Origin of the sequence: Phyllobacterium sp. A18/5-2 (assembly GCF_025452215.1) — a bacterium.
In the GTDB taxonomy this organism is placed as follows: Bacteria; Pseudomonadota; Alphaproteobacteria; order Rhizobiales; family Rhizobiaceae; genus Phyllobacterium; species Phyllobacterium sophorae.
The window spans coordinates 257,563-279,156 of sequence record NZ_CP104966.1; the positions used below are offsets into that span (position 1 = coordinate 257,563).

Sequence of the window (21,594 nt, forward strand, 5' to 3'; positions counted from 1 at the left end):
CCTATTTGAAAGCAAACAAGTCCTCGTCCGGATCGCCTGTTCCGTTGATCAGGCCACGGATGAGCTGTGCCGCGACCATCGAAAATGTAATGCCATTTCCGCCATAACCAAGCACAGCATAGCAGCGGTCCATGCCGGGGATCGATCCTATCGTCGGCAGACCGGTGGAACCGGAACCGAAACTACCTGTCCACGCGTAGTCCGCTTCCGCAGTCACTTTGGGAAACAGCTTTTTAAGCTTTTCCAGAATGGCCCTGGTCTTTGCGGGGAGTTTCGCGTCGCGCTCGCCTTCGTCCTCGAATTCCTCATCTTCACCGCCAGCAATAATGCGCCCGTCGCCTGTAGTGCGCATATAGAGATATGGATCGGACGCTTCCCAGATCAGACAGCCTTCCGGCCAAAGCCATTCTTTCTGCGGTGGTGTTGCAAGAGCCCACGTGGAGATGATCTCGTGTCCTTCTTGCGGCACCTGCTTGGGAATTTCATACCCCGTTGCAGACACGAGATACTTGCAGCGGATTTTCCGCCCTTCCCGGGTCGTGGCGAGCACGTCGCGAGACCTTGGCTCGATCGATATGACATCGACAGGCGAATAAATTTTCGCGTCGCGTTCTATCGCCGCGCGCAGATATCCAAGGGCCAGTTTACGCGGGTTTGCCTCGATATTGCCGAAGCTCATCAGAGCCGCCTCGCGATCGATGCGGAATCTGGTCTTCAGTTCGTCTTGATCTAGAAACTTCGTTTCGAAGCCCGCCCGGCGGCGCGCCAGAAATTCTTTCTGCAAGCCTTTCTCGTCGAGAAGGTCGCCGGCAAGGTAAAGCGAATTCCTGTTTCTCATCTCGCAGGCGATCTTCAGCTCACGCGTCCGCTCGCGCAGTGCATCCACAGCAAGCTTCGAGCGGCGCCACGCTCGCTCAGCATCCTTGAGACCAATTTGTCGTGCAAGCTGATGTAAAGGTGTGTCGATTTCGAACTGCAGGAGGGCGGTGCTGGCCGGTGTCGATCCTGTGACTGGCTCGCGGCGATCGAAGATCGAAACCCTGAATCCGGCCTCGCTCAAGCTTTCAGCCATCAGCGCGCCGCTTATCCCGGCGCCAACAATTGCGATATCGGTTTCGATATCATCAGAGAGCAGGTCAATCTTGACACGGGAGGCCGGTCGACCGAGCCAAACAGGTCGGCCGCTCCTTAAGTCCCGATGCTGTGTTATCATGAAAGGTCCCGAAGTCGGAGGCAGTTGACATTGTCGAACGGCCAAGCCTGTCCTTTGGTTCCTTACATCCTCAGCTTGTCAAAGTGCTTTTGGCCGCCCTGCCCGCCACGTAAACCTCGGCGATCGTCCTGTCATCGCCCATTGTCTGCATCAGGAAGAGCTCTTCCACAAGCGTTTCCACGGTCTCCATACGAATGCGCATGGCAGGCGTTGCACGCGCATTTAGCACGACACAGTCAGCCTCGGCGCCAGGGACGAACGAGCCGATATTGCCCTCCAATGACAGTGCCCGTGCGTTGCCAAGTGTCACCTGATAGAACGAGCGCAGGGGATGATATCTCTGGCCTTGAATATTGAGGATTTTGTAACCCTCATCCAGCGTGCGCAGCATGGAATAGGAAGTGCCACCGCCGATGTCCGTTGCAATTGCCGTCCGAACCTGTGGATCCGACGCGCGCAGCCGTGCAAGATCAAACAGTCCGCTGCCGATGAACAGATTGGAGGTCGGACAGAACACTGCCACTGAAGCACTGTTTGCGATTGCCCCGATTTCCGCGTCCGTCAAATGAATGCAGTGCCCCAGCAGCGTCTTCGGCCCGAGCAGTCCGTAATGTTCATAGACGTGCGTATAGTCCCGGCTCCACGGAAACAGCTCCGCAACAAAGGCGATTTCCGCATTGTTTTCGCATAGATGCGTCTGCACATGCAGTTCCGGATGTTCGCGAACCAGAGTACCGCTCATCTCAAGTTGTTCCGGTGTCGATGTCGGCGCAAAGCGCGGCGTGATCGCATAGAGCTGGCGGCCTTTGCCATGCCATTCGTCGATCAGTGCCTTGCTGTCGTCGTAGCCGGATTGCGCCGTATCGAGCAGGCCCGGCGGGGCGTTGCGGTCCATCATGACCTTGCCGGCAATCATGCGCATGTTACGCCGGTGCGCCTCGGTAAAGAACGCCTGGACCGATGCCTTGTGTACCGAACAGTAAGCCGCGGCTGTTGTAGTGCCATGCCGGATCAGTTCATCGAACAGAGCCGAGGCGATACGCTCCGGATGTCCCTGATTTGAAAACTTCTGCTCCTCGACAAACGTATACTTATTGAGCCACTCCATCAGCGCGCCGGCATAGGAACCGACGACCTGCATCTGCGGATAATGGATATGGGTGTCAATGAAGCCCGGCATGATCAGATGCGGGTGATGGTCGATGACCTCGACATTGCGGCCTTCCCCTCCCCGCAGCCGCGCATAGTCATCGAGTGCGACGACCTTTCCATCGCGTACGAGCAAGGCGCCATCTTCGAGATAAATGAACGCTTCCGGGCTTGTCTCGCCGGCCAGCGGTTCGTCATGAAAGGTCAGGATACGGCCACGCAATAATAGTTCCGTCATTGCATTGATTTTCCCGCTACTGCCCCACGATACCACGAGACAATCTGCGCACGCTCGCCGTCAGTCATTTGTGTGAGATTACCAGGGGGCATGGCATGACTGGCGCCCGCCTGAATGTAGATCTCGCTCGCATGGGTCGCAATCAATTCGTCCGTATCGAGGCGAATACCTTTTGGCGGCATCATGATCCCTTCCCACGAAGGGTCCGCCGCATGGCACATGGAGCAACGTCCCATAACCGTATCCCGCACCTGCTCGAAATTCGCTGCGTCCAGGAAGGGTTCAGCGGCGCGCGAAGCTTTTCGCTCGCCCGTCAAGGCCTGGGGAACAGTCGAAAGCCAGATAATGATAATGAACAGAATGGTGCTGGCCAGCCAGGTCCAGTGCGGATTGCCCGTCCCCGCATGCCGCGAGTTGAAGTAATGGCGGATGAGTACGCCGATGATGAATATCAGCGCTGCGATGACCCAGTTGAATTGCGTGGAAGTAGCGAGCGGATAGTGGTTCGACAGCATCAGGAAGATAACCGGAAGGGTCAGGTAGTTGTTGTGTGTCGAACGCTGTTTGGCCTGCTTCCCAAGCTTGGGATCCGGTACCTTTCCGGCAATGAGGTCGGCAACAACCTTCTTCTGGTTTGGAATGATCAGCAGGAATACGTTCCCCGACATGATCGTCGCGGTGAATGCGCCAAGATGCAGGAACGCGGCTCGCCCAGTGAAAAGGTGCGTGTAACCCCAAGCCATGAAGACGATCACGGCGTAAAGAATGATCATCAGCGCAGTATCGTTTGCGGCAAGCGGCGATTTGCACAAGAGGTCGTAGATCAGCCATCCGATTGAAATCGATGCGAGCGAGATCAGAATCGCGACCGGCGTCGAAACATCCAGAACATTGCGGTCGATCAGATAGAGATCAGCACCCGCATAGTAGACGATGCACAGGAGTACGAAACCGGACAACCATGTGAAGTAGGACTCCCATTTGAACCAGATGAGATGTTCAGGCATATGCGCCGGCGCGACCATATATTTTTGAATGTGGTAGAAGCCGCCACCATGGACCTGCCATTCCTCGCCATTCACACCTTGCGGAAGGTCCGCATGGCGGCGCAATCCGAGGTCGAGCGCAATGAAATAGAAAGATGATCCGATCCAGGCGATTGCCGTGATCACATGCAGCCAGCGCGCCGCAAAATTCAGCCAGTCCCAGAAAATCAGATAATCCATCGAGGCCCCATGCACGCGGTTTACCGCGTCACAATGCGGTTCTTCGCGGGTCGATGCAACGAGGGCCGTTGAGATTCAGGTCAGCGTGTGCCGAAAATGGTGCTTTCGAGCACCGGAGCGCAGTGTACATCGTCGTACATGAGCACCGGAGGCGCCGAAACGTGCCATTTGCAGGCGGCCAACAGACCCTACTTCGAATCGTGGAAGATAATGCCGAGCGTATGGCGCTTGCCACTGCGCAGGCGGCTGACACCGTGGCGCATATTCACCCGGTAGTGGCCACGCGTTCCTTTAACCGGACGCTGGCTTACCGGAAAGATCACTGCGCTCGCCCTGCTGTAACGGCACGATCTCGGCACGTGACTGCATGCGCGGTCGCTGCTCTGTCAGGACAAACTCGCCACCCGTGAAATCCTCCTGGGGTCTGGACAGCAGAAACGCGACCTGGAGCGGAAAGACGTGGACGCCGTATATATCCTGGTGCAGGCAGTTGTAATCGCCTTCGCCATATTCCAGCAGCAACGGCGTTGGCCGGTCCTGCCCTGCTTCGTGGCATCGCTCGATAAAAGCTTCATGCTGGTCCGGATAACGGACATCAATGCCCATCAACTCATTCCAGCGGTTGGCGATGCCGGCCAGCGGCGGATAAAGCGATTGGCGCAGATCGCTCACAAGGCCGGGAAGCGGATAGTTGAAGTATTTGTATTCGCCGCGCCCAAATCCATGCCGCGCCATGACGATGCGTTTGCGAAACTGACTGTCGTCGGGATAACCCGTCGCAAGCTTTTCGCAATCCGCCCTGGACAGCACATTCTTCAAAATGGCGCAGCCGAAATTGTCCAGCTCCGTCTCGATCGTGCGCCACGGGATTGCTGCTGCATTTCTGATTGTATCTGCCATCATGACTTCTCCGTTGTTGAACAAGAGTGCCATCCTGGCTGTTTCGTTCCACCCGTTTCCTGCAAAACGACATATTTTCGGGCCATGCTGGCCATAACACGACGATTTTAGGTGACTCAGCCTGCCAGACTTCATAAATAGAGTCGCAGCGAGGTGCTCAGCACCGCGATAATTGAATATTGGATAAGAGAATGGGCACTCATGGAAATAGCAAAACAGGAAAGCGCAGCGCTGCGCCGCTCCTGATTTCTATTTTCTGGCTCGTTTCGACAATCGGGGCCGCCTTGGGGACTGTCTACTTGACAGGCCTCGACGCCGGTATCGCGAGCAGCGAATTCGGCACACCGAACAAGAACGAAACGCGCCTCGCCCACGAGGCCGGCGATCAATCGACTCCGGTGCAGCGGCCAATGCGCGTCGTGGCGCTGGAAGCGCTACATTTGAAGATCAAGAGTGGCCTGCAATCCGATAGCGGTCCCCAGGACACATTGCTGCCCACGGGTTCAAGACTGGTTATCGCAAACCGGAAGAATGTACTTTCCGTTCAGGTCAGTTCAAGTTTTACACTGGGCCACAATTCAGTTTTCAGCGCCCGCGCGCCTCCTTTGGCCGCGGCCTGACATCACCGTTTCCGCTTAGGATACGACGAAAACAAACTCCGCCTGCCGCCAAGCAGACTCGTAATCCAGTTCTCGGCAGCATGCCCGCACCTCACAACGGAACACAGATATGCGTACTTCGAGATGGGTTCTATGGACCTATATTATTATCATTCTTGCAGGCATCGTCCTCGCGCTCCCCAACATGTTTACCAAGGCGCAGCTCGATGCCATGCCCAGCTGGTTCCCCAAGAAACAGGTAGCATTGGGTCTTGACCTTCGGGGCGGGTCCTATCTGGTTCTCGAAGTCGATGCGGCGGCCCTCAAGAAAGACCGCATCAGGTCCATGCTGGATGACGCACGCGGCCATTTGCGTACAGCCAAAATCCAGCCGCAATCCATTCGCGTTGCTGGCGACGGCGTTGTCGTTACCCTCGCCGATGCTGCCCAACGCGACGCTGCGGTCACTGCCTTGCGTGAGTTGACCACCCAGGTTGCGCAGGTTGGTTTTGCGGCACCTGTCAGTGACATTGACATTACTACCAACGACAATCAGATCCGCCTGACGCTGACCGAAGCGGGGATGAAGGACAAGCTCGACAATGCACTGCAGCAGAGCCTTGAAATCGTCCGTCGCCGTGTCGACCAGGTCGGCGTAGCGGAACCCTCCATCCAGCGCGTGGGCTCGGATCGCATCGTTGTCCAGCTTCCGGGCCTGCAAGATCCAAGCCAGCTCCGCGCTTTGCTTGGTAGCACCGCCAAGATGACTTTCCACATGGTCGCAGACCGCAATGCGGGTGAAACGCCGCAACCAGGCGTCACGACCCTGCCGGATGTGAAGGATCCCGCCATAACCTATCCGGTCGAAGACCGGGTGGCCATTAGCGGTGAGCGCCTGACCGATGCTCGTGCAGCATTCGATCAGCAGACCAACCAGCCGATCATAACCTTCCGCTTTGACAATGTCGGCGCGCGTCAATTTGCGGACATTACCAGCCAGAATGTCGGCCGGCCTTTCGCCATCGTTCTCGACGGCAAGGTTCTGACGGCGCCTGTAATCCAGGTACCGATCACTGGCGGCTCTGGCCAGATCACCGGCAATTTTACAGTCCAGGACACGGTCACGACTGCGGCGCTTCTGCGCGCTGGTGCGCTACCCGCGCCCCTTACCGTGATTGAAGAACGCACGGTAGGTCCCGACCTTGGCGGCGACGTCATCAAGATGGGCCTGCTGACAGGTCTGATCGGCTTTGCACTCGTCGTCGGCTTTATCTTCGTCCTTTATAGCGGCTGGGGTCTGATCGCCAATCTTGCTCTCGCACTGAATGTCGTGCTGACGTTCGGCATATTGAGCCTGCTTGGCGCGACACTGACACTGCCCGGCATAGCGGCTATCATTTTGGGTATTGGCTTTGCCGTGGACGCGAACATTCTAATCAATGAACGTATTCGCGAAGAAGCGCGCAAGGGCATCGGCGCCATGGCTGCGGTCGATCGCGGCTTTAAGCTGGCCTATTCGACGATCATAGACTCGCAGGCCACACACCTTATCGCGACGCTCCTGCTATTCCTTTTCGGTACCGGACCGATCCGCGGCTTTGCCATCACCATGATCATCGGCGCGCTCGTTTCGATGTTCACTGCTGTCACCGTCGTCCGCGTCATGATGACCGCCATTGTCCGCCGCCGGAAAATGAAGACAATCCGTATCGAACACCTGTTCAAGCTCGTTCCGGAAAACACGAACATATCGTTCATGAACGCGCGCTTCTTCGGTATCGGCGTTTCCATCTTCCTGTCGATCGCATCGATCGTTCTGTTCATCCACCCTGGCCTGAACTATGGCATCGATTTCAAGGGTGGTATCCAGGTCGACGTCACAACCTCAAAGCCTGCTGATCTCGCCTCCATGCGTTCAACACTGGAGGGTCTTGGTCTCGGAGAAGTCGCCCTGCAACAAGCTGGTGGTGACAACAGGGTTCTTATCCGCGTGCAGCGGCAAGAGGGTGGCGAGATCGCGCAGACTGAAGCTGTCACCAAAGTCAAGGCGGCGGTTGAGCAGCTTGATCCGGGTGTGAAGATTGAAAGTTCGGAGGTCGTCGGACCAAAGGTCAGTCAAGAACTGGCTCGGTCGGGTATCCTCGCGGTCGTTCTCGCCAGCTTGGCCATGCTGCTTTACATCTGGTGGCGATTCGAATGGCATTTCGCGCTTGGTGCGATCGCTACATTGATCCTCGACACCACCAAAACGGTTGGCTTCTTCGCGCTGATGGGACTCGACTTCAATCTGACGGCGATTGCGGCCCTGCTGACAATCATTGGCTACTCCGTCAATGACAAGGTTGTGGTTTACGATCGCATGCGTGAGAATTTGCGCATCCACAAGAAAATGCCCCTGCGTCAGATCATCGATCTGAGTATCAATCAGACGTTGGCGCGCTGTATCTACACCTCACTGACCGTCTTCCTTGCCATGCTTCCAATGGCGATCTGGGGCGGCAAGGCAGTGGAAAACTTTGCTCTGCCGATGCTCTTCGGCGTTGTCATTGCAACGAGTTCCTCGCTCTTCATTGCAGCGCCTATCTTGCTGCTGCTGGGAACCTGGTGGGAAAAGAACCACGCTCACCGCATTGGTTCCAGTGAAAAACCGGTAGCTCAGGGCTGACCGGAAATCCCTGTTAGCGATCGACGCTAACTATTTGCGGTGCAGGGAAAAAATCACCTTCCTGCACCGCATATCGACGAAATCGGTTTGCAAGCCCTCCCCGGTACGCAATACTGCTGGACGGGTCCCTGCTGCAGGACCGTGATTTTTCATTCTTTCAATAGCTCACAAGGGGGAGACGCCGACATATGCCTCATGAAACGCCGCTGATTGCGACAATCGTCATAGGTCTTGTACTGGCCTTCATTTTCGGTGCGATTGCCAACCGCCTGCGTATTCCACCCCTTGTCGGTTATCTTGTCGCCGGCGTCTTGGCCGGCTCCCACACTCCCGGATTTGTTGCCGATCAGGACCTGGCGGCCGAACTCGCGGAAATCGGCGTCATCCTGCTCATGTTTGGCGTCGGGCTGCATTTCTCCCTGAAAGACCTTCTGTCGGTCCGCGCGATCGCTATCCCCGGGGCCATCGTGCAAATCGTGGCGGCAACCCTGCTTGGTGCAGGTCTCGCCTGGATCCTTGGCTGGAACATGCAAGCCGGGTTGGTTTTTGGTCTGGCTCTGTCGGTAGCAAGTACGGTCGTTCTCCTGCGCGCCATGCAGGAACGCCGTCTCATCGAGACTGAACGCGGCCGCATCGCGGTTGGCTGGCTGATCGTCGAAGATCTTGCGATGGTCCTTGCATTGGTATTGCTGCCCGCCATCGCCGGCGCCATCAATGGCGGCGGCACAGCGGACGGGGCAATCCACGCCGCAAGCGACCCGATCGCATCCTATTTTAATCTCGGCATAGGCGGCGTCATCACACTGACGTTCGGCAAGGTTGCAGCATTTGTTGCGGTCATGCTCATCGTCGGCCGCCGGGTCATTCCATGGACCTTGCACGCGATCGCGCATACCGGCTCACGCGAACTCTTTCGTCTCGCGGTTCTCGCAATTGCGCTTGGCGTTGCCTTCGGCGCATCGAAGCTCTTTGGAGTATCCTTGGCGCTCGGTGCCTTTTTCGCCGGCATGATCATGAGCGAGATCCGAACTCAGCCACCGGGCAGCAGAAGAATCCCTGCCTTTGCGCGAGCGCTTTCGCGGTGCTGTTCTTCGTATCTGTCGGCATGCTGTTCGACCCGATGACGATCGTCAACGACCCGCTGCCGCTTCTCGCGACCCTTGCGATCATTGTCATTGGCAAGTCGCTGGCGGCATTTTTCATAGTCCTTGCCTTCGGCTATCCGATGGGAACAGCCCTCATTATTTCTGCCAGTCTCGCGCAAATTGGCGAATTTTCCTTCATTCTTGCCGAGCTTGGCGTGGGGCTGGGCATGCTGCCAGAAGAAGGCCGTGATCTGATCCTTGGCGGAGCTATCCTCTCCATTCTCCTCAACCCACTCGTGTTTGCCGGGGTCAGCTATCTGAAACCGAAGCTCGAGAAGCGCCTCCCCGCCACAGCTGAGCCTGTTGCTGATCCTGAGGCGACCCCCGTGAAGGAGTCCGACGTTGAAGAAATCCGCCCCACCACGCTTACCGATCATGCAGTTCTGATTGGCTATGGCCGTGTGGGCAGTCTCGTTGGCGATGCCTTGAAGGAAGCCGGCAAGCCTTTTCTGGTTATTGAAGACGCAGACAAAACGGTGGCTAAGCTGCGTGACGACGACATCGAAACGATCGTCGGCAATGCTGCCAATGGAGATATTCTGGCGGCTGCCAACCTGGCCGGCGCGCGCCAGTTGATACTTGCCATTCCGAACGCATTCGAGGCGGGGCAAGTCGTCGTCAAGGCACGTGCTGCAAATCCGGTCATCAACATTCTGGCTCGTGCCCATTCGGATGCCGAAGTACAACATTTACAGGACCTTGGTGCCGATGCAGTCATTATGGGCGAACGCGAGATCGCACGCGGCATCGTTGCCCATATTCTCAACCTTGACGAGCCGAAGCCGGAGGGGCCATTGACCGGACAATGATAAAAAGAAGCCTATAATGACAGCTCGGCAGGAAAAAGCATGAAGTTGAAGGATTATGTATGGCCGGTCATCGGACTGGCTGCCGTCGGCATTTCCGTATGGCTCCTTTACCGGGAACTGCGGAGCATCTCGCTCGACGACGTGATCCACAGCCTCTACGCCATTCCCGTGCATCGCTGGATTCTGGCGGGCCTTTCATCCCTCGTCGCCTATGCAGCACTTGCCGGCTACGACCGCATTGCGCTTTTGCATCTTCGCCGCAAGATTTCCTGGGTGTTCATTGCCCTTTGCTCATTCACAACCTATGCGCTCTCGCACAATATCGGCGCGTCGGTACTGTCCGGCGCGGTCGTCCGCTACCGTGCCTATTCCTCACAAGGTATGAGCGGACCCGAAATTGCACTGCTGATTGCATTCTGTTCGTTTACCTTCTTGCTGGGAGTATTGACGCTCAGCGCCGTTGTGCTGCTGGTCGAACCGGAACTTTTGCAGCGTTTCAACACCGATCTGCCGCTCTCCTTGAGCTACGTCCTTGGTTTTGGCTCGCTGGCAGTCGTATCGTTGTATGTTTTTGGCAGCTGGCTGCATTTCAAGCCGTTGCGTATTCGCCGCTTTACACTCGAGTATCCGCGTCTATCGGTTGTGGCTCAACAACTCGTCGTCGGGCCTTTGGAGCTCATCGGTGCCGCCGCCATCATTTATTTCACTCTCCCAGCTGCTGGGAATCCCGGCTTCCTCATCATTCTCGGCATATTTCTGGTTTCATTTTCTGCCGCGTTGATCTCTCATGCGCCAGGTGGCCTCGGCGTATTGGAGCTGGTCTTCCTCACTGGTTTGCCTGACATGGATCAGGCAGATGTGCTGGCAGCGCTCATCATTTTCCGGTTGTTCTATCTTCTGATCCCCTTTGCGCTCTCGCTGCTTGTGGTGCTCTTTTTCGAGCGCTCGCAACTGCTGCTGCGCTGGTACAAGAAGGATGGTGAAGCCTGACCGTGAACGTCGGGGCCATTTTACGATCATCGATATTTATGCAGGAATATTTTCAAGATTTCGCAGAGTTTAGTGTGCTGTTCCTTCAAGGATATGTGTCGCCGGCCTATTCTGAAGCCACGTCAGATTTTCCCCTTAAGAAAATTTGTTTGAAGGTAGCACCGATGACGACATTGATCATTCCAGGATATCGCGGTTCCGAAAAGGGGCATTGGCAACGTCAATGGCTGGCTGAGGATGAGACCGCACGTCTCGTTGAGCAGGATGACTGGGAGAACCCGGTGCTGTCACAATGGCTGCATGTGCTGGAGGCAGCACTTGCGGAGACGCCCGGCGCGATTCTGGTGGCTCATAGCCTCGGGTGCGTTCTCGTCTCACACCTGGCCAGCCGCCCATCGGCGGCCCATGTAGCGGGTGCTTTGTTGGTTGCGCCGGCTGATGCCGAACGCATGGCCGTACACGATTCGAAGTTTCGCAGCTTTGCACCGCTGCCGCGTCACAATCTTGGTTTCCCCTCGATCGTCGTCGCTAGCCGGGACGATCCTTATATATCCTTCAACAAAGCGCGGGCACTTGCCGATATCTGGGGCGCTGGCTTTGTCGATATGCAATATGCCGGGCATATCAACATCGAGAGCGGTTTCGGATCATGGCCCGAGGCATACATTCTCGCCGATTCCATGCGGCGGCCTCAGGAGAGGTTTCGCACACAGCGCGCCGCCTGAAGCGCCATGCGGCCAGAATCAAGGGCCTAACTGGTCTGGTTCCGCTCAAGCAGATATTTCAGTACCAGCGTCACCACCGCGATCAGTGCCAGCGTAGACGAAGCAGCAAAGGCGCCGGTGACGTTGTAATCATTGAACAACAGTTCGATCTGCAACGGCAACGTGTTCGTCTGGCCCCGAATAGCGCCGGAAACGACCGAAACAGCACCAAACTCCCCCATCACACGGGCGTTGCAAAGCACCGCTCCGTAGAGCAACGCCCAGCGAATATTGGGCAGTGTTATGTAGAAAAATGTCTGCAGACCCGTCGCCCCGAGGGTGATCGCCGCCTCTTCGTCCTCGCTGCCCTGCGCCTGCATCAGGGGAATAAGTTCGTGCGCTACGAATGGGCTTGTCACGAACAGGCTGACGAGAATGATGGCCGGCACGGTGAACATGATCTTGATGTCATAGCTGTCGAGTAGCGGTCCGAGCAGACCCTGACTGCCATAGAGAAACAGATAGGTCACGCCTGCAACGATGGGTGAGACAGAGAACGGAATCTCGACGAATGTAATCAGCAGCCGCCGCCCGGGAAAACGGAAGCGCGTGACGAGCCAGGCCACGCAAATGCCTAACACCATATTGATCGGCACAACGACGATCGCGGTCAAAACCGTTAGCCACACTGCATGGAGGGTCGCGGGTTGCGCGATCTGCGAGAAATAGACGGCGATCCCCTCGCGGAAGGCATAGGTAAAAATCACCAGCATGGGCACGCCGATGAACAGGACCGACAGCAGGATCGCCGAAATGATCAGCAGCCAGTGCGACGGCCGTGAAGGCCTGGCGCCATGCCGCCGCGACGGTTGGACCGCAATGGCCGGTACAACGAGATCAGCTGTGTTCTGCATATCGAAGCTGCCAGGCCTGAATGGAATTGGTGACGAAAAGCATGACGAAGGCCGTGAAAAGCATGACGGTCGCCAGGGCGGCCGCCGCCGGATAGTCATACTCATCCAGCCGGATGAACACGAGCAGCGACATGACTTCCGTCTCGAATGGCAAATTGCCTGATATGAAGACAATGGCGCCGAACTCACCCAGGCTGCGTGCGAAGGAAAGGCTGCAACCCGCTATGAATGCAGGGAAAATGGCCGGCCAGATAACCCGCGCGAATATCTGCCAATTGGTAGCGCCTAAAGACCGCGCGGCCTCCTCGGCATCGGTCGCGACGTCTTCCAGCACCGGCTGCACCGTCCGGATGACAAAAGGAATACTGGTGAACATCATGGCCAGCGCAATGCCGAGCGGCGCATAGGCGACCTTGATGCCAAGTGGCTCAAGATATTGGCCGAACCAGCCATTTGTAGAAAAGACAGTGACGAGTGCGAGACCGGCCACGGCTGTCGGCAGCGCAAACGGCAGGTCGATCACTGCATCGAGAAGGCGCCGGCCGGGAAATTCGTAGCGTACCAGCACCCAGGCCAGAAGCACGCCAAACACGGCGTTGAAAACTGTCGCCAATGCTGCCGCGCCAACCGTAATGCGATAGGTCGCGAGCGCTCGCTCCGACGAAATGATGGTCCAGAAATCCGCCCAGCCCAAATTGACTGATTTATACAGCATGGCCAGAAGCGGCAGGGCAACGATGACGGCAAAGTATAGCAGGGTCACACCCATAGTGAGACCAAAACCCGGCAATATTCCACGCGTACTCGATTTTGAAAGCAACGACATGAGCAGTTTTCTAGAGGAAGTTGTAGTTAACGCAAGCGAAGGTTGAAAATGAAGCGGCGCGGTCAACAAACCGCGCCGTGAACTGGATTTTAGCCAAAGAAAATCACCGCTTGGTGAAAACCTTGTCGAGGATACCCCCTTCGGAGAAATGGTCCTTCGTTAGCTTGTTCCATCCGCCAAAGGCGTCATCGACCGTGATCAGGCGCGTCTCGGGAAATTGCGCGGCGTATTTTTCCTTCACCGTTTCGTCGTTCACCCGGTTGAAATTCTGCGCGAGAATGTCCTGCCCTTCCGGCGAATAGAGGAACTTCAGATAGCTTTCAGCAATGGCACGCGATCCCCGTTTGTCGACAACCTTATCAACGACGGTTACCGGAAATTCGGCCAGGAGACTTACCGGCGGGACGACCGCTTCGTATTTGTCTTCGCCAAGCTGCTTGCGCGTCCCCAATACTTCCGCCTCGAACGTGATCAGCACATCGCCGATGCCGCGTTCTGCAAATGTGGTCGTGGCCGCACGGCCGCCCGTATCGAATACCGGCACATTGGCGAACAGCTTCTTCACGAATTCCTGTGCCTTGGCTTCGTCCTTGTTGTTCGCCTCGAGCGCGTAGGCATAGGCCGCAAGATAAGTATAGCGCGCATTGCCAGATGTCTTGGGGTTGGGGAAGATTACCTTGACGTCGTCACGAACCAGATCATCCCAGTTCTTGATTTGTTTTGGATTCCCTGCCCGGACGAGAAAGGCAGGCAGTGAATAATAGGGCGATGAATTGTTCGGGAGACGCGACTGCCAATCGGCAGGAATGAAGTCACCCTTGTCGTGCAGAACCTGAACATCGGTCACCTGATTGAAGGTAACGACATCGGCTTCGAGCCCCTCAAGGATGGAGCGCGCTTGCTTCGAAGAACCGGCATGCGACTGGTTGACGGTTATATCCTTGCCAGCTTCTTGTTTGTAAGCGGCGGTGAAGGCCTTGTCGATCTGCTCATAAAGCTCACGAGAAATATCGTAGGAAACATTGAGGATTTCGCTCGGCTCGTCGGCGGCCTTGACCGGAGTGAGGCTCAGGCTCAGCGCCACCGCGGCATATACGAACAGTCTTTTCATTGAATTCTCCCAAGCTCGCCGGCGCACTTGCACCGCCGCATTGCATTCGCCACCCGATCCGCGCGACCTGATTGAAACGCGGACAATTTTTGCGAGGATGCCGGTAAAACCAGCGCTGCGGAAGAATTTATGTTCCAATGTCCTGGACTGAACTGAAATCAAATACTGCGAATGAAACAAAACAGAGCAAGCAGCCTGCAATCCGCGGCGCTGCCTGCTCTAGAGCAAGTTTTGTCTATTTAGAATCGTTCTGCCGGAGGGAATTCTTGCCTGAATATTGGAAAAGACTCACCAAAAACCGCGATGCTGCCAGCACCAGAGGAAATCTTCCTCGGTCCAGTTGCGGTGCTTCTTGGCCGAAGCTTCCTCGCTGTCGCGTTGCTTCAGATCGCCTGCATTCCGATCAAGAGTTTCAGCAGCAAAAACGCCCCGCCACAAGCGTTCCGCCCGATTAAAAATGCCTGATACTTCACTGTACATTGCGACCTCCATAAACAATTCGGTTGCAGAGTGCAGTTGCCTTTTGCGGTCAACCGATAGCCGATGATGACTGCTTGAAATCATTTGTCAACAATCTCTACCGGGTTAATCGTGTATGGATTTTGAAGCGATCTTCGTTGAAATCTTAATGAATTATTATTTTTCAGGGTCTTACACATTATTTTTGAGACATTTATCGGCCGCAGAAAAACTCATTTTTTTAACATTTTTACACTAGAAAATGCGGTGCGAGGGACTATGACTGCACCACAACGGTAGTCAGGCAAGAAAAATGATATCGCAAAAAGCCAAATATGCTCTGCGGGCGCTCGTCGTTCTGGCCAGGGCAGATGCCGAGAAGGCTCTCTTCATCTCGGATATCGCGGAAGAACAGAACATTCCAAAGAAGTTTCTTGAACAGATTCTGCTTGATCTGAAGCATCAGGGCATTGTCATGAGCCGTCGTGGCAAGATGGGCGGCTATCTGCTGCTCAAGCCAGCCGAAGACATCACCTTCGGCGAAGTGCTCCGCCTCATTGATGGCCCGATCGCACCTCTGCCTTGCCTGAGCAAGATCGCCTATCGCCGCTGCGAGGATTGCCAGAGCGAGGAGACATGCGAAATCCGTCATGTTTTCAACGAGGTTGCCAATGTCACGCGCGGCGTTCTCGACAGGACGACCATCGCCGATTGTCTCGTCTATGGCGAGGACGGTAAGATTGCCGAGATGCTCGACAGCTAGGGCCTCGGGCCTTGAGCTTGCAGACCCAGCTATTGCGCAAACACCGCCTTGCCAATCACCGGCGTTGACGGCACAGCCACATCGCGCGGCTCCAGCATGCCGGCGTGATAAGCAGCCCGCCCTGCCTGCGTTGCTAATGCGAATGCGCCCGCCATCGCTACCGGATCAGCCGCCTTTGCCACCGCAGTGTTGAGCAGGACCGCGTCAAACCCAAGCTCCATAACCGTCGCCGCATGCGAAGGACGTCCCAGACCGGCATCGATGATCATTGGAACTTCAGGAAAATGTCCCCGCAATGACCGTAATGCATACAAATTGAGCGGACCGAGCGCCGAACCTATTGGCGCGCACCATGGCATCAACACTTCGCATCCAACGTCCAGCAGGCGCTCGGCGACTACAAGATCATCTGTCGTATAGGGAAAGACCTTGAACCCGTCATCGGACAAGACACGGGCAGCCTCGACCAGCGCAAATACGTCAGGCTGCAGCGTATCATGATTGCCGATAACCTCGAGCTTGATCCAGTCGGTCGTAAACACATCCCGCGCCATCTGCGCTGTGAGGACAGCCTCCTTGACCGTATGGCATCCAGCCGTATTCGGCAGAATGTGCGTTCCCAGTGACCGGACAAGTGACCAGAACCTGTCACCGGATTTACGACCGGCCATTTCACGGCGGAGCGATACGGTGATGATTTCCGTGCCGGAAGCTTTGATCGAGATCCGCCAGGATGGCAGGCGAAGGATATTGCGCCGTCCCCAACAAAAGCCGGGAGGAAAGTTCGGTCTTGTAGAGTCTCAGCATGGGGTTAGCCCCCCTGCCGCGGAGTGAGAACTTCAACCCGATCGCCGTCATTCAAGCGGCAAGCCCAACGATCGGGTGACCGTACCAATTCGCCGTTCACTGCTGTCGCCAGCCACTCGCCCTCGAACTCCAGCTCCCTGAGCAAAGCGTCAAGAGATTGCGCGGCAACGTCCTGCGGTTCACCATTGACGACAAGTTTCATGGGCTTTCGCTCCTGGTTTGAAAAATCATGTCAGCGGCCCGCATAGCCATCGCCGGTGCAAGCAGAAATCCGTGCCGATAAAGTCCATTGATGCTGATCGTGTGTCCTTCGCGTGCCACACGCGGCAGATTGTCCGGGTAGGCCGGGCGTACCCCAGCCCCCGTCTCGATGACTTCGGCCTCCCCAAACGCCGGATGCAGACTATAGACCGCGTTGAGCAATTCCATCATCGAACGCGCCGTGATCGGTCCATGCGAGTCGCTTTCAATCATCGTCGCGCCCACCATGAAGGTGTTGTCCTCACGCGGCACGACATAGGCCGGGAAGCGCGGGTGAACGAGCCGGACCGGACGCGATAGCGAGATATCAGGTGTGCGCAAGATCAGCATTTCCCCGCGCACACCGCGTATGTCCTCATCGGCCGCAGGGTACCCGGTGCAATCAATGATCCAATCAAAGCTGCCCGCAGCAGAATGCGATAGATCCGTTTCAAACGAAACGCCCGCGGTGGCAAGCCTTGCGGCCAGACTTATCAGTACGTGTCTCGGGTCGAGATGTGCTTCCCCTTCAAAGAACAAACCTCTGCGAAAGCGCCCGGCCAGATCAGGCTCAAGCGCTGCAATGGCCTCTTCCTTGACCACTTCATAGCCGGATGTCCGCGACCCGAACCGGTCAACTTCCCTGACGTCGCGCGCCGGGGCAAGGACCAGCGTACCGTTGCGAATGACGGAGCCGGGCAGCGCGGCGTCCCACCAGTCCGCTGCTCGCAAACCGAGATCCACAACCACCTGGTCGGCGCTTTCCCGCTCGCAATAGGGGGCAAGCATGCCCCCTGCATACCAGGAGGCTCGCCCGCTGGTGAGAGGATCCAAGACCGTTACATGCGCCCCGCGCGACGCGAGTTCGTGGGCAGCGGCGAGCCCCGCGACGCCGGCGCCTCTGACCAGAACGTCCACGATGTCAGGCCTCGCTGTTGAGCGGCATGTAGAGATCGCCGCCCTCGCGGAATTTCTCCGCCATGGCTGCCATGCCCTCCTTCTGCGCTTCGGCGCGGATGTCGTGGGAAATGCGCATGGAGCAGAACTTCGGTCCGCACATTGAACAGAAATGCGCCACCTTGTGCGCTTCCTTGGGCAAGGTTTCATCGTGATAGAGCCGTGCCGTTTCGGGATCGAGCGAAAGGTTGAACTGGTCTTCCCAACGGAACTCGAAGCGCGCCCGCGACAGGGCGTCATCACGCAGCTTCGCCGCCGGATGCCCCTTGGCGAGATCCGCCGCGTGGGCGGCGATCTTGTAAGTGATCACGCCGACTTTTACGTCGTCGCGGTTGGGCAGGCCAAGATGCTCTTTCGGCGTCACATAGCACAACATCGCCGTGCCGAACCAGCCGATCATCGCGGCACCAATACCCGACGTGATGTGGTCGTAGCCCGGGGCGATATCTGTGGTGAGCGGTCCAAGCGTATAGAATGGCGCCTCGCCGCAAACGGCAAGCTGCTTGTCCATGTTTTCCTTGATCTTGTGCATCGGGACGTGACCCGGCCCCTCGATCATCACCTGGCAGTCCTTGGCCCAGGCGATCTGCGTGAGTTCGCCGAGCGTTTCAAGTTCGGCAAATTGCGCCGCATCATTGGCATCGGCGATCGAACCCGGGCGAAGGCCGTCACCCAGAGAAAAGCTCACATCATAGGCACGGCAGATATCGCAGATCTCCTCGAAATGCTCGTAAAGGAAGCTCTCGCGGTGGTGATGGAGGCACCACTTGGCCATGATCGAACCGCCGCGCGATACGATGCCTGTCACGCGGTTCACCGTCAGGGGGATGTAATGCAGGCGCACGCCGGCATGGATGGTGAAATAGTCCACCCCCTGCTCTGCTTGCTCGATCAGCGTATCGCGGTAGATCTCCCAGGTGAGGTCCTCGGCGATGCCGCCAACCTTCTCCAGCGCCTGATACAGCGGCACGGTCCCGATCGGCACCGGAGAATTCCTGATGATCCATTCGCGAATATTGTGGATGTTGCGCCCGGTGGAGAGATCCATCACCGTATCCGCACCCCAGCGGATCGCCCAGACCATCTTCTCCACTTCCTCCGCCATGGAGGACGTGACGGCGGAATTGCCGATATTGGCGTTAATTTTGACCAGGAAGTTGCGGCCGATGATCATCGGCTCAAGTTCTGGATGGTTGATATTGGCCGGAATGATGGCCCTGCCGCGGGCTATTTCCTCGCGAACGAATTCCGGGGTCACATAGTCCGGCACGGAAGCGCCAAATGACTCGCCGTCGCGCACAGCGGCCGTTCTCGCCGCCTCACGGCCAAGATTTTCACGGATCGCGACATATTCCATTTCCGGCGTGATAATGCCGGCTCGTGCATAGGCGAGCTGGGTAACGGCCTTGCTGCCCGCTGCCTTCTGCGGCTGATTGCGGATCGGAAATTCCGGCGTCAGGCGCTCGCCGGTGGCAAAACCATTGTCGGCGGGAATGATGTGCCGGCCCTCATAGGAATGGGTGTCACCTTGGGCGGCGAGCCACGGCTCGCGGATACGCGGCAGACCCTTGGCGATGTCAATCTCAACGGATGGATCTGTGTATCGGCCCGACGAGATCGTAAACCGTGAGGTTGGGTTCACCGGCAGTTGGATGAACAGCGATCTCGCGCATGGGCACGCGAGATCCCGGTGTGAATGCGACCCGGTTTATAGATTTTGGTGGAGGCAGGCAGCGGCCCGGTCGAAACCTTCGGGGCCTCGGTGATTTTTGCTATAGCGGTCATCATCAGGTTCCTTTGCAGTTTATTTGCGTGGAAACCCAGTTCTGTGCCGGAAGGATGAAAGGAGTTCGCGAGTCCGAAATACAAGTCGAGCCGAAGCACCAAACGCGAAGACTTTTGCACCGTCCCTACGCCAGTATGAACTGGATCAGGTTCAACGGGTCACTGCGCTGCAAAAGCCAGCAGTATCTCAGCCCCTTGTCGGGACTCCCCTGGTGAATAACCCTAACTGACCCGCTCGCGACTTCGTTGTCAAGCGGGTGAATGTCTTGCTATGCGCGAAGCTGTTTCAACGCGCCAGCCCATTTGGTTAGCTCGCCGAGCATGGTCGTTGTGCTTGTCACGATGATTTCACTCGGCTGGAATACGCCTTCATCGTTGATGTACTGCTGATACGAAGACACCGGAACGCCTTCCGGGATGGGAACCATGCGCAATCCGGCCATCAGTCCCTTGACTGATCTCGACCGAGCGCAAGCCTCCCGAGACGCCGCCATAGCTGACAAAACCCGCGGGCTTGTAGTTCCACTCCTGCCAGAGATAGATCATCGCATTGGTCAGAGACGGCGGCGTGAAGTAATCATATTCCGGGGTAACGAAAACATAGGCATCACCCGAGATCGATGATCTCGCTCCATTTGCGGGTGTGGGCATGTTCGTATTTTTTCAGGCGGGGGTGATTGGGTTCGTCAAAGATCGGCAGATTGATTTCGGCAAGATCGATCAGAACAGGTTCAAACCGGCCATCTTGCCTGGCAAATTCATTGAACCATTTTGCAACTGCCGGCCCGCCACGGCCGGGCCGTGTGCTGGCGATGATGATGTTGAGCCTGAGCGCCATTGTAACTCCATAGGACGGTTGAATCATGTCGCCTATGAATAGGAATGCCACGTCTCGCTTCACAAGAAGGCACTTTTTGGAAACCGGATAATTCTGTCAAAAGCCTTCATGAAAAACGAAACCCGCTACAGCAAAGGCTGTGCGGGTTCTGTCGTCTCAGCAAATGACCGGTCGGGCCGGTCAAGGATTATCTGTTGAAATCGCTGCCATTGTTGGCAGCCGGACGGGCGACGCGTTCCTTTTTCTTCGGACCGGGCAACAGGCCCTCGCGCTGTGCCTGTTTGCGTGCAGCCTTGCGGGCACGGCTCACGGCTTCTGCCTTTTCGCGGACACGGCGCTCGGACGGCTTTTCGAATGCCTGACGCGCCTTCATTTCACGGAAGAGACCCTCCCGTTGCATCTTCTTCTTCAGGACCCTCAGGGCCTGTTCAACATTGTTGTCACGGACGAGAACTTGCAATCGTTTTCCTTACCCATGCTTGCCTCGTCTTGCAGAACCACAATTGACCGCAATCAGACAAGCGTTTGAAGAATTGCCACTACGGCAATCCGGAGAAGCGCGGACTTTATGCATTTCCGCGCCAAAAATCCAGTGCGCCCGAGCAATTTACTCGGGCTTTCCTTTATTTCCCGCCAGTTATTCCGATCAGCCCGGCGGGTACCTTTTGTATTCCGGGACGCGGCAGCCCGATTTGGGCCCCGCGGACGAGATCAAATGGCTGCGGTGATGATGATCTCGACCTTGTATTCCGGAGTCGCGAGCTTGGCTTCGCCGGTTGCGCGTGCCGGTGTATTGGCCGGATCGACCCACGAATCCCAAACTGCATTCATCTCGCCGAAGTCTTTCATGTCATCGAGCCAGATAATGGCCTGCAGCAGCTTGGACTTGTCGGTACCCGCTTCCTTGAGGAGGCGATCGACTGCCGCCAGAACGTCCTTGGTCTGCTCGGTGACGCTCTTGCCTGGCCCGCCAACCTGACCGGCGAGATAGACAGTGTTGCCATGGATAACGGCCTGGCTCATGCGCGGACCAACTTCAATGCGACGAATGCTCATGGAAACTCTCCTCTAGCGATTTGCGAGCAGGCAGGCGCCTGCCTTGCATGCATGAAAAAAGGGCCGTGCGGCCCTTTTTTCGAAAGAATGGTGGGCACAGTAGGGATCGAACCTACGACCCGCTGATTAAGAGTCAGCTGCTCTACCAACTGAGCTATGTGCCCGTCAGCCGCTTTGACGACCGAAGGTGAGGGCTCTAT

18 protein-coding genes, 1 tRNA gene, 4 pseudogenes and 1 riboswitch are annotated in these 21,594 nt (G+C 56.6%); of the genes and pseudogenes, 6 read left to right on the forward strand and 17 right to left on the reverse strand.

Features of this window, described 5'->3' with window-relative positions:
• Window position 1: 1 nt before the first annotated feature.
• The 4 genes and pseudogenes from N8E89_RS01325 to N8E89_RS01340 form a co-directional block, all read right to left on the reverse strand.
• Window positions 2-1,213: an NAD(P)/FAD-dependent oxidoreductase gene (locus tag N8E89_RS01325; RefSeq protein WP_106662817.1), complete on the reverse strand. Its 1,212-nt coding sequence runs from the start codon at window positions 1,211-1,213 to the stop codon at window positions 2-4.
• Window positions 1,214-1,283: 70 nt separating this feature from the next.
• A complete protein-coding gene (guaD, locus tag N8E89_RS01330; protein WP_262260918.1) occupies window positions 1,284-2,600 on the reverse strand; it encodes a guanine deaminase in 1,317 nt (438 codons plus the stop codon).
• The gene (locus tag N8E89_RS01335) at window positions 2,597-3,826 is read right to left on the reverse strand and encodes a urate hydroxylase PuuD (protein ID WP_262260919.1); all 1,230 of its coding nucleotides are present in this window, start codon (window positions 3,824-3,826) and stop codon (window positions 2,597-2,599) included. Before N8E89_RS01335 ends, guaD begins: the two co-directional genes overlap by 4 nt.
• A gap of 188 nt (window positions 3,827-4,014) precedes the next feature.
• Window positions 4,015-4,729, reverse strand: a pseudogene (locus N8E89_RS01340) (2OG-Fe(II) oxygenase).
• Window positions 4,730-4,917: 188 nt separating this feature from the next.
• Here N8E89_RS01340 and N8E89_RS01345 point away from each other — a divergent pair.
• The 5 genes and pseudogenes from N8E89_RS01345 to N8E89_RS01365 all read left to right on the forward strand — a co-directional run bounded on the left by N8E89_RS01345 (window position 4,918) and on the right by N8E89_RS01365 (window position 11,659).
• Window positions 4,918-5,346 (forward strand): hypothetical protein, encoded by a 429-nt coding sequence (locus N8E89_RS01345; protein WP_262260921.1) that lies wholly within the window; start codon window positions 4,918-4,920, stop codon window positions 5,344-5,346.
• A 109-nt stretch (window positions 5,347-5,455) separates the two neighbouring features.
• Window positions 5,456-7,990 carry a protein translocase subunit SecD gene (secD, locus tag N8E89_RS01350; protein WP_106662812.1) on the forward strand — a complete coding sequence of 845 codons (2,535 nt, stop codon included), beginning with the start codon at window positions 5,456-5,458 and terminating at the stop codon, window positions 7,988-7,990.
• Window positions 7,991-8,178: 188 nt separating this feature from the next.
• A pseudogene (gene ybaL / locus N8E89_RS01355) lies at window positions 8,179-9,944 on the forward strand (YbaL family putative K(+) efflux transporter).
• 39 nt (window positions 9,945-9,983) lie between these two features.
• The gene (locus N8E89_RS01360) at window positions 9,984-10,934 is read left to right on the forward strand and encodes a lysylphosphatidylglycerol synthase domain-containing protein (protein WP_262260922.1); all 951 of its coding nucleotides are present in this window, start codon (window positions 9,984-9,986) and stop codon (window positions 10,932-10,934) included.
• A gap of 164 nt (window positions 10,935-11,098) precedes the next feature.
• On the forward strand, window positions 11,099-11,659 hold the full coding sequence (locus N8E89_RS01365) for an alpha/beta hydrolase (RefSeq protein WP_113172098.1): 561 nt from the start codon (window positions 11,099-11,101) through the stop codon (window positions 11,657-11,659).
• A gap of 26 nt (window positions 11,660-11,685) precedes the next feature.
• On the opposite strand, the gene cysW is transcribed toward N8E89_RS01365, so the two are convergent.
• The 4 genes from cysW to N8E89_RS01385 form a co-directional block, all read right to left on the reverse strand.
• Window positions 11,686-12,552 (reverse strand): sulfate ABC transporter permease subunit CysW, encoded by an 867-nt coding sequence (gene cysW, locus N8E89_RS01370; RefSeq protein WP_262260924.1) that lies wholly within the window; start codon window positions 12,550-12,552, stop codon window positions 11,686-11,688.
• Complete coding sequence (cysT, locus tag N8E89_RS01375; RefSeq protein WP_262260926.1) at window positions 12,536-13,378, reverse strand: sulfate ABC transporter permease subunit CysT; 843 nt, start codon at window positions 13,376-13,378, stop codon at window positions 12,536-12,538. Before cysT ends, cysW begins: the two co-directional genes overlap by 17 nt.
• Before the next feature lie 103 nt (window positions 13,379-13,481).
• A complete protein-coding gene (locus N8E89_RS01380) occupies window positions 13,482-14,489 on the reverse strand; it encodes a sulfate ABC transporter substrate-binding protein (protein WP_262260927.1) in 1,008 nt (335 codons plus the stop codon).
• Window positions 14,490-14,777: 288 nt separating this feature from the next.
• Window positions 14,778-15,053 (reverse strand): hypothetical protein, encoded by a 276-nt coding sequence (locus N8E89_RS01385; protein ID WP_146147747.1) that lies wholly within the window; start codon window positions 15,051-15,053, stop codon window positions 14,778-14,780.
• Window positions 15,054-15,261: 208 nt separating this feature from the next.
• Between N8E89_RS01385 and N8E89_RS01390 the strand changes: the two genes are divergently transcribed.
• Window positions 15,262-15,711, forward strand: coding sequence for an RrF2 family transcriptional regulator (locus N8E89_RS01390; protein ID WP_106662805.1), 450 nt, complete (start codon window positions 15,262-15,264; stop codon window positions 15,709-15,711).
• 29 nt (window positions 15,712-15,740) lie between these two features.
• Here the strand turns inward: N8E89_RS01390 and N8E89_RS01395 are convergent.
• The 9 genes and pseudogenes from N8E89_RS01395 to N8E89_RS01430 all read right to left on the reverse strand — a co-directional run bounded on the left by N8E89_RS01395 (window position 15,741) and on the right by N8E89_RS01430 (window position 21,558).
• Window positions 15,741-16,518: pseudogene (locus N8E89_RS01395) on the reverse strand (thiazole synthase).
• 4 nt (window positions 16,519-16,522) lie between these two features.
• On the reverse strand, window positions 16,523-16,720 hold the full coding sequence (gene thiS, locus N8E89_RS01400) for a sulfur carrier protein ThiS (protein ID WP_113172068.1): 198 nt from the start codon (window positions 16,718-16,720) through the stop codon (window positions 16,523-16,525).
• Complete coding sequence (gene thiO, locus N8E89_RS01405; RefSeq protein ID WP_262260929.1) at window positions 16,717-17,676, reverse strand: glycine oxidase ThiO; 960 nt, start codon at window positions 17,674-17,676, stop codon at window positions 16,717-16,719. Before thiO ends, thiS begins: the two co-directional genes overlap by 4 nt.
• A gap of 4 nt (window positions 17,677-17,680) precedes the next feature.
• A pseudogene (thiC, locus tag N8E89_RS01410) lies at window positions 17,681-19,500 on the reverse strand (phosphomethylpyrimidine synthase ThiC).
• A gap of 104 nt (window positions 19,501-19,604) precedes the next feature.
• Window positions 19,605-19,721, reverse strand: a riboswitch (TPP riboswitch).
• Between the two features lie 148 nt (window positions 19,722-19,869).
• Window positions 19,870-20,151 (reverse strand): NADPH-dependent FMN reductase, encoded by a 282-nt coding sequence (locus tag N8E89_RS28935; protein ID WP_315975664.1) that lies wholly within the window; start codon window positions 20,149-20,151, stop codon window positions 19,870-19,872.
• The gene (locus N8E89_RS28940) at window positions 20,108-20,338 is read right to left on the reverse strand and encodes an NADPH-dependent FMN reductase (RefSeq protein ID WP_315975665.1); all 231 of its coding nucleotides are present in this window, start codon (window positions 20,336-20,338) and stop codon (window positions 20,108-20,110) included. The genes N8E89_RS28935 and N8E89_RS28940 overlap by 44 nt, the downstream gene beginning before the upstream one ends.
• 187 nt (window positions 20,339-20,525) lie before the next feature.
• Window positions 20,526-20,798 carry a 30S ribosomal protein S21 gene (gene rpsU / locus N8E89_RS01420; protein ID WP_106662800.1) on the reverse strand — a complete coding sequence of 91 codons (273 nt, stop codon included), beginning with the start codon at window positions 20,796-20,798 and terminating at the stop codon, window positions 20,526-20,528.
• A gap of 251 nt (window positions 20,799-21,049) precedes the next feature.
• The gene (locus N8E89_RS01425) at window positions 21,050-21,394 is read right to left on the reverse strand and encodes a RidA family protein (RefSeq protein WP_113172065.1); all 345 of its coding nucleotides are present in this window, start codon (window positions 21,392-21,394) and stop codon (window positions 21,050-21,052) included.
• 88 nt (window positions 21,395-21,482) lie between these two features.
• Window positions 21,483-21,558 (reverse strand) — tRNA-Lys (locus N8E89_RS01430).
• Between the last annotated feature and the right edge of the window lie 36 nt (window positions 21,559-21,594).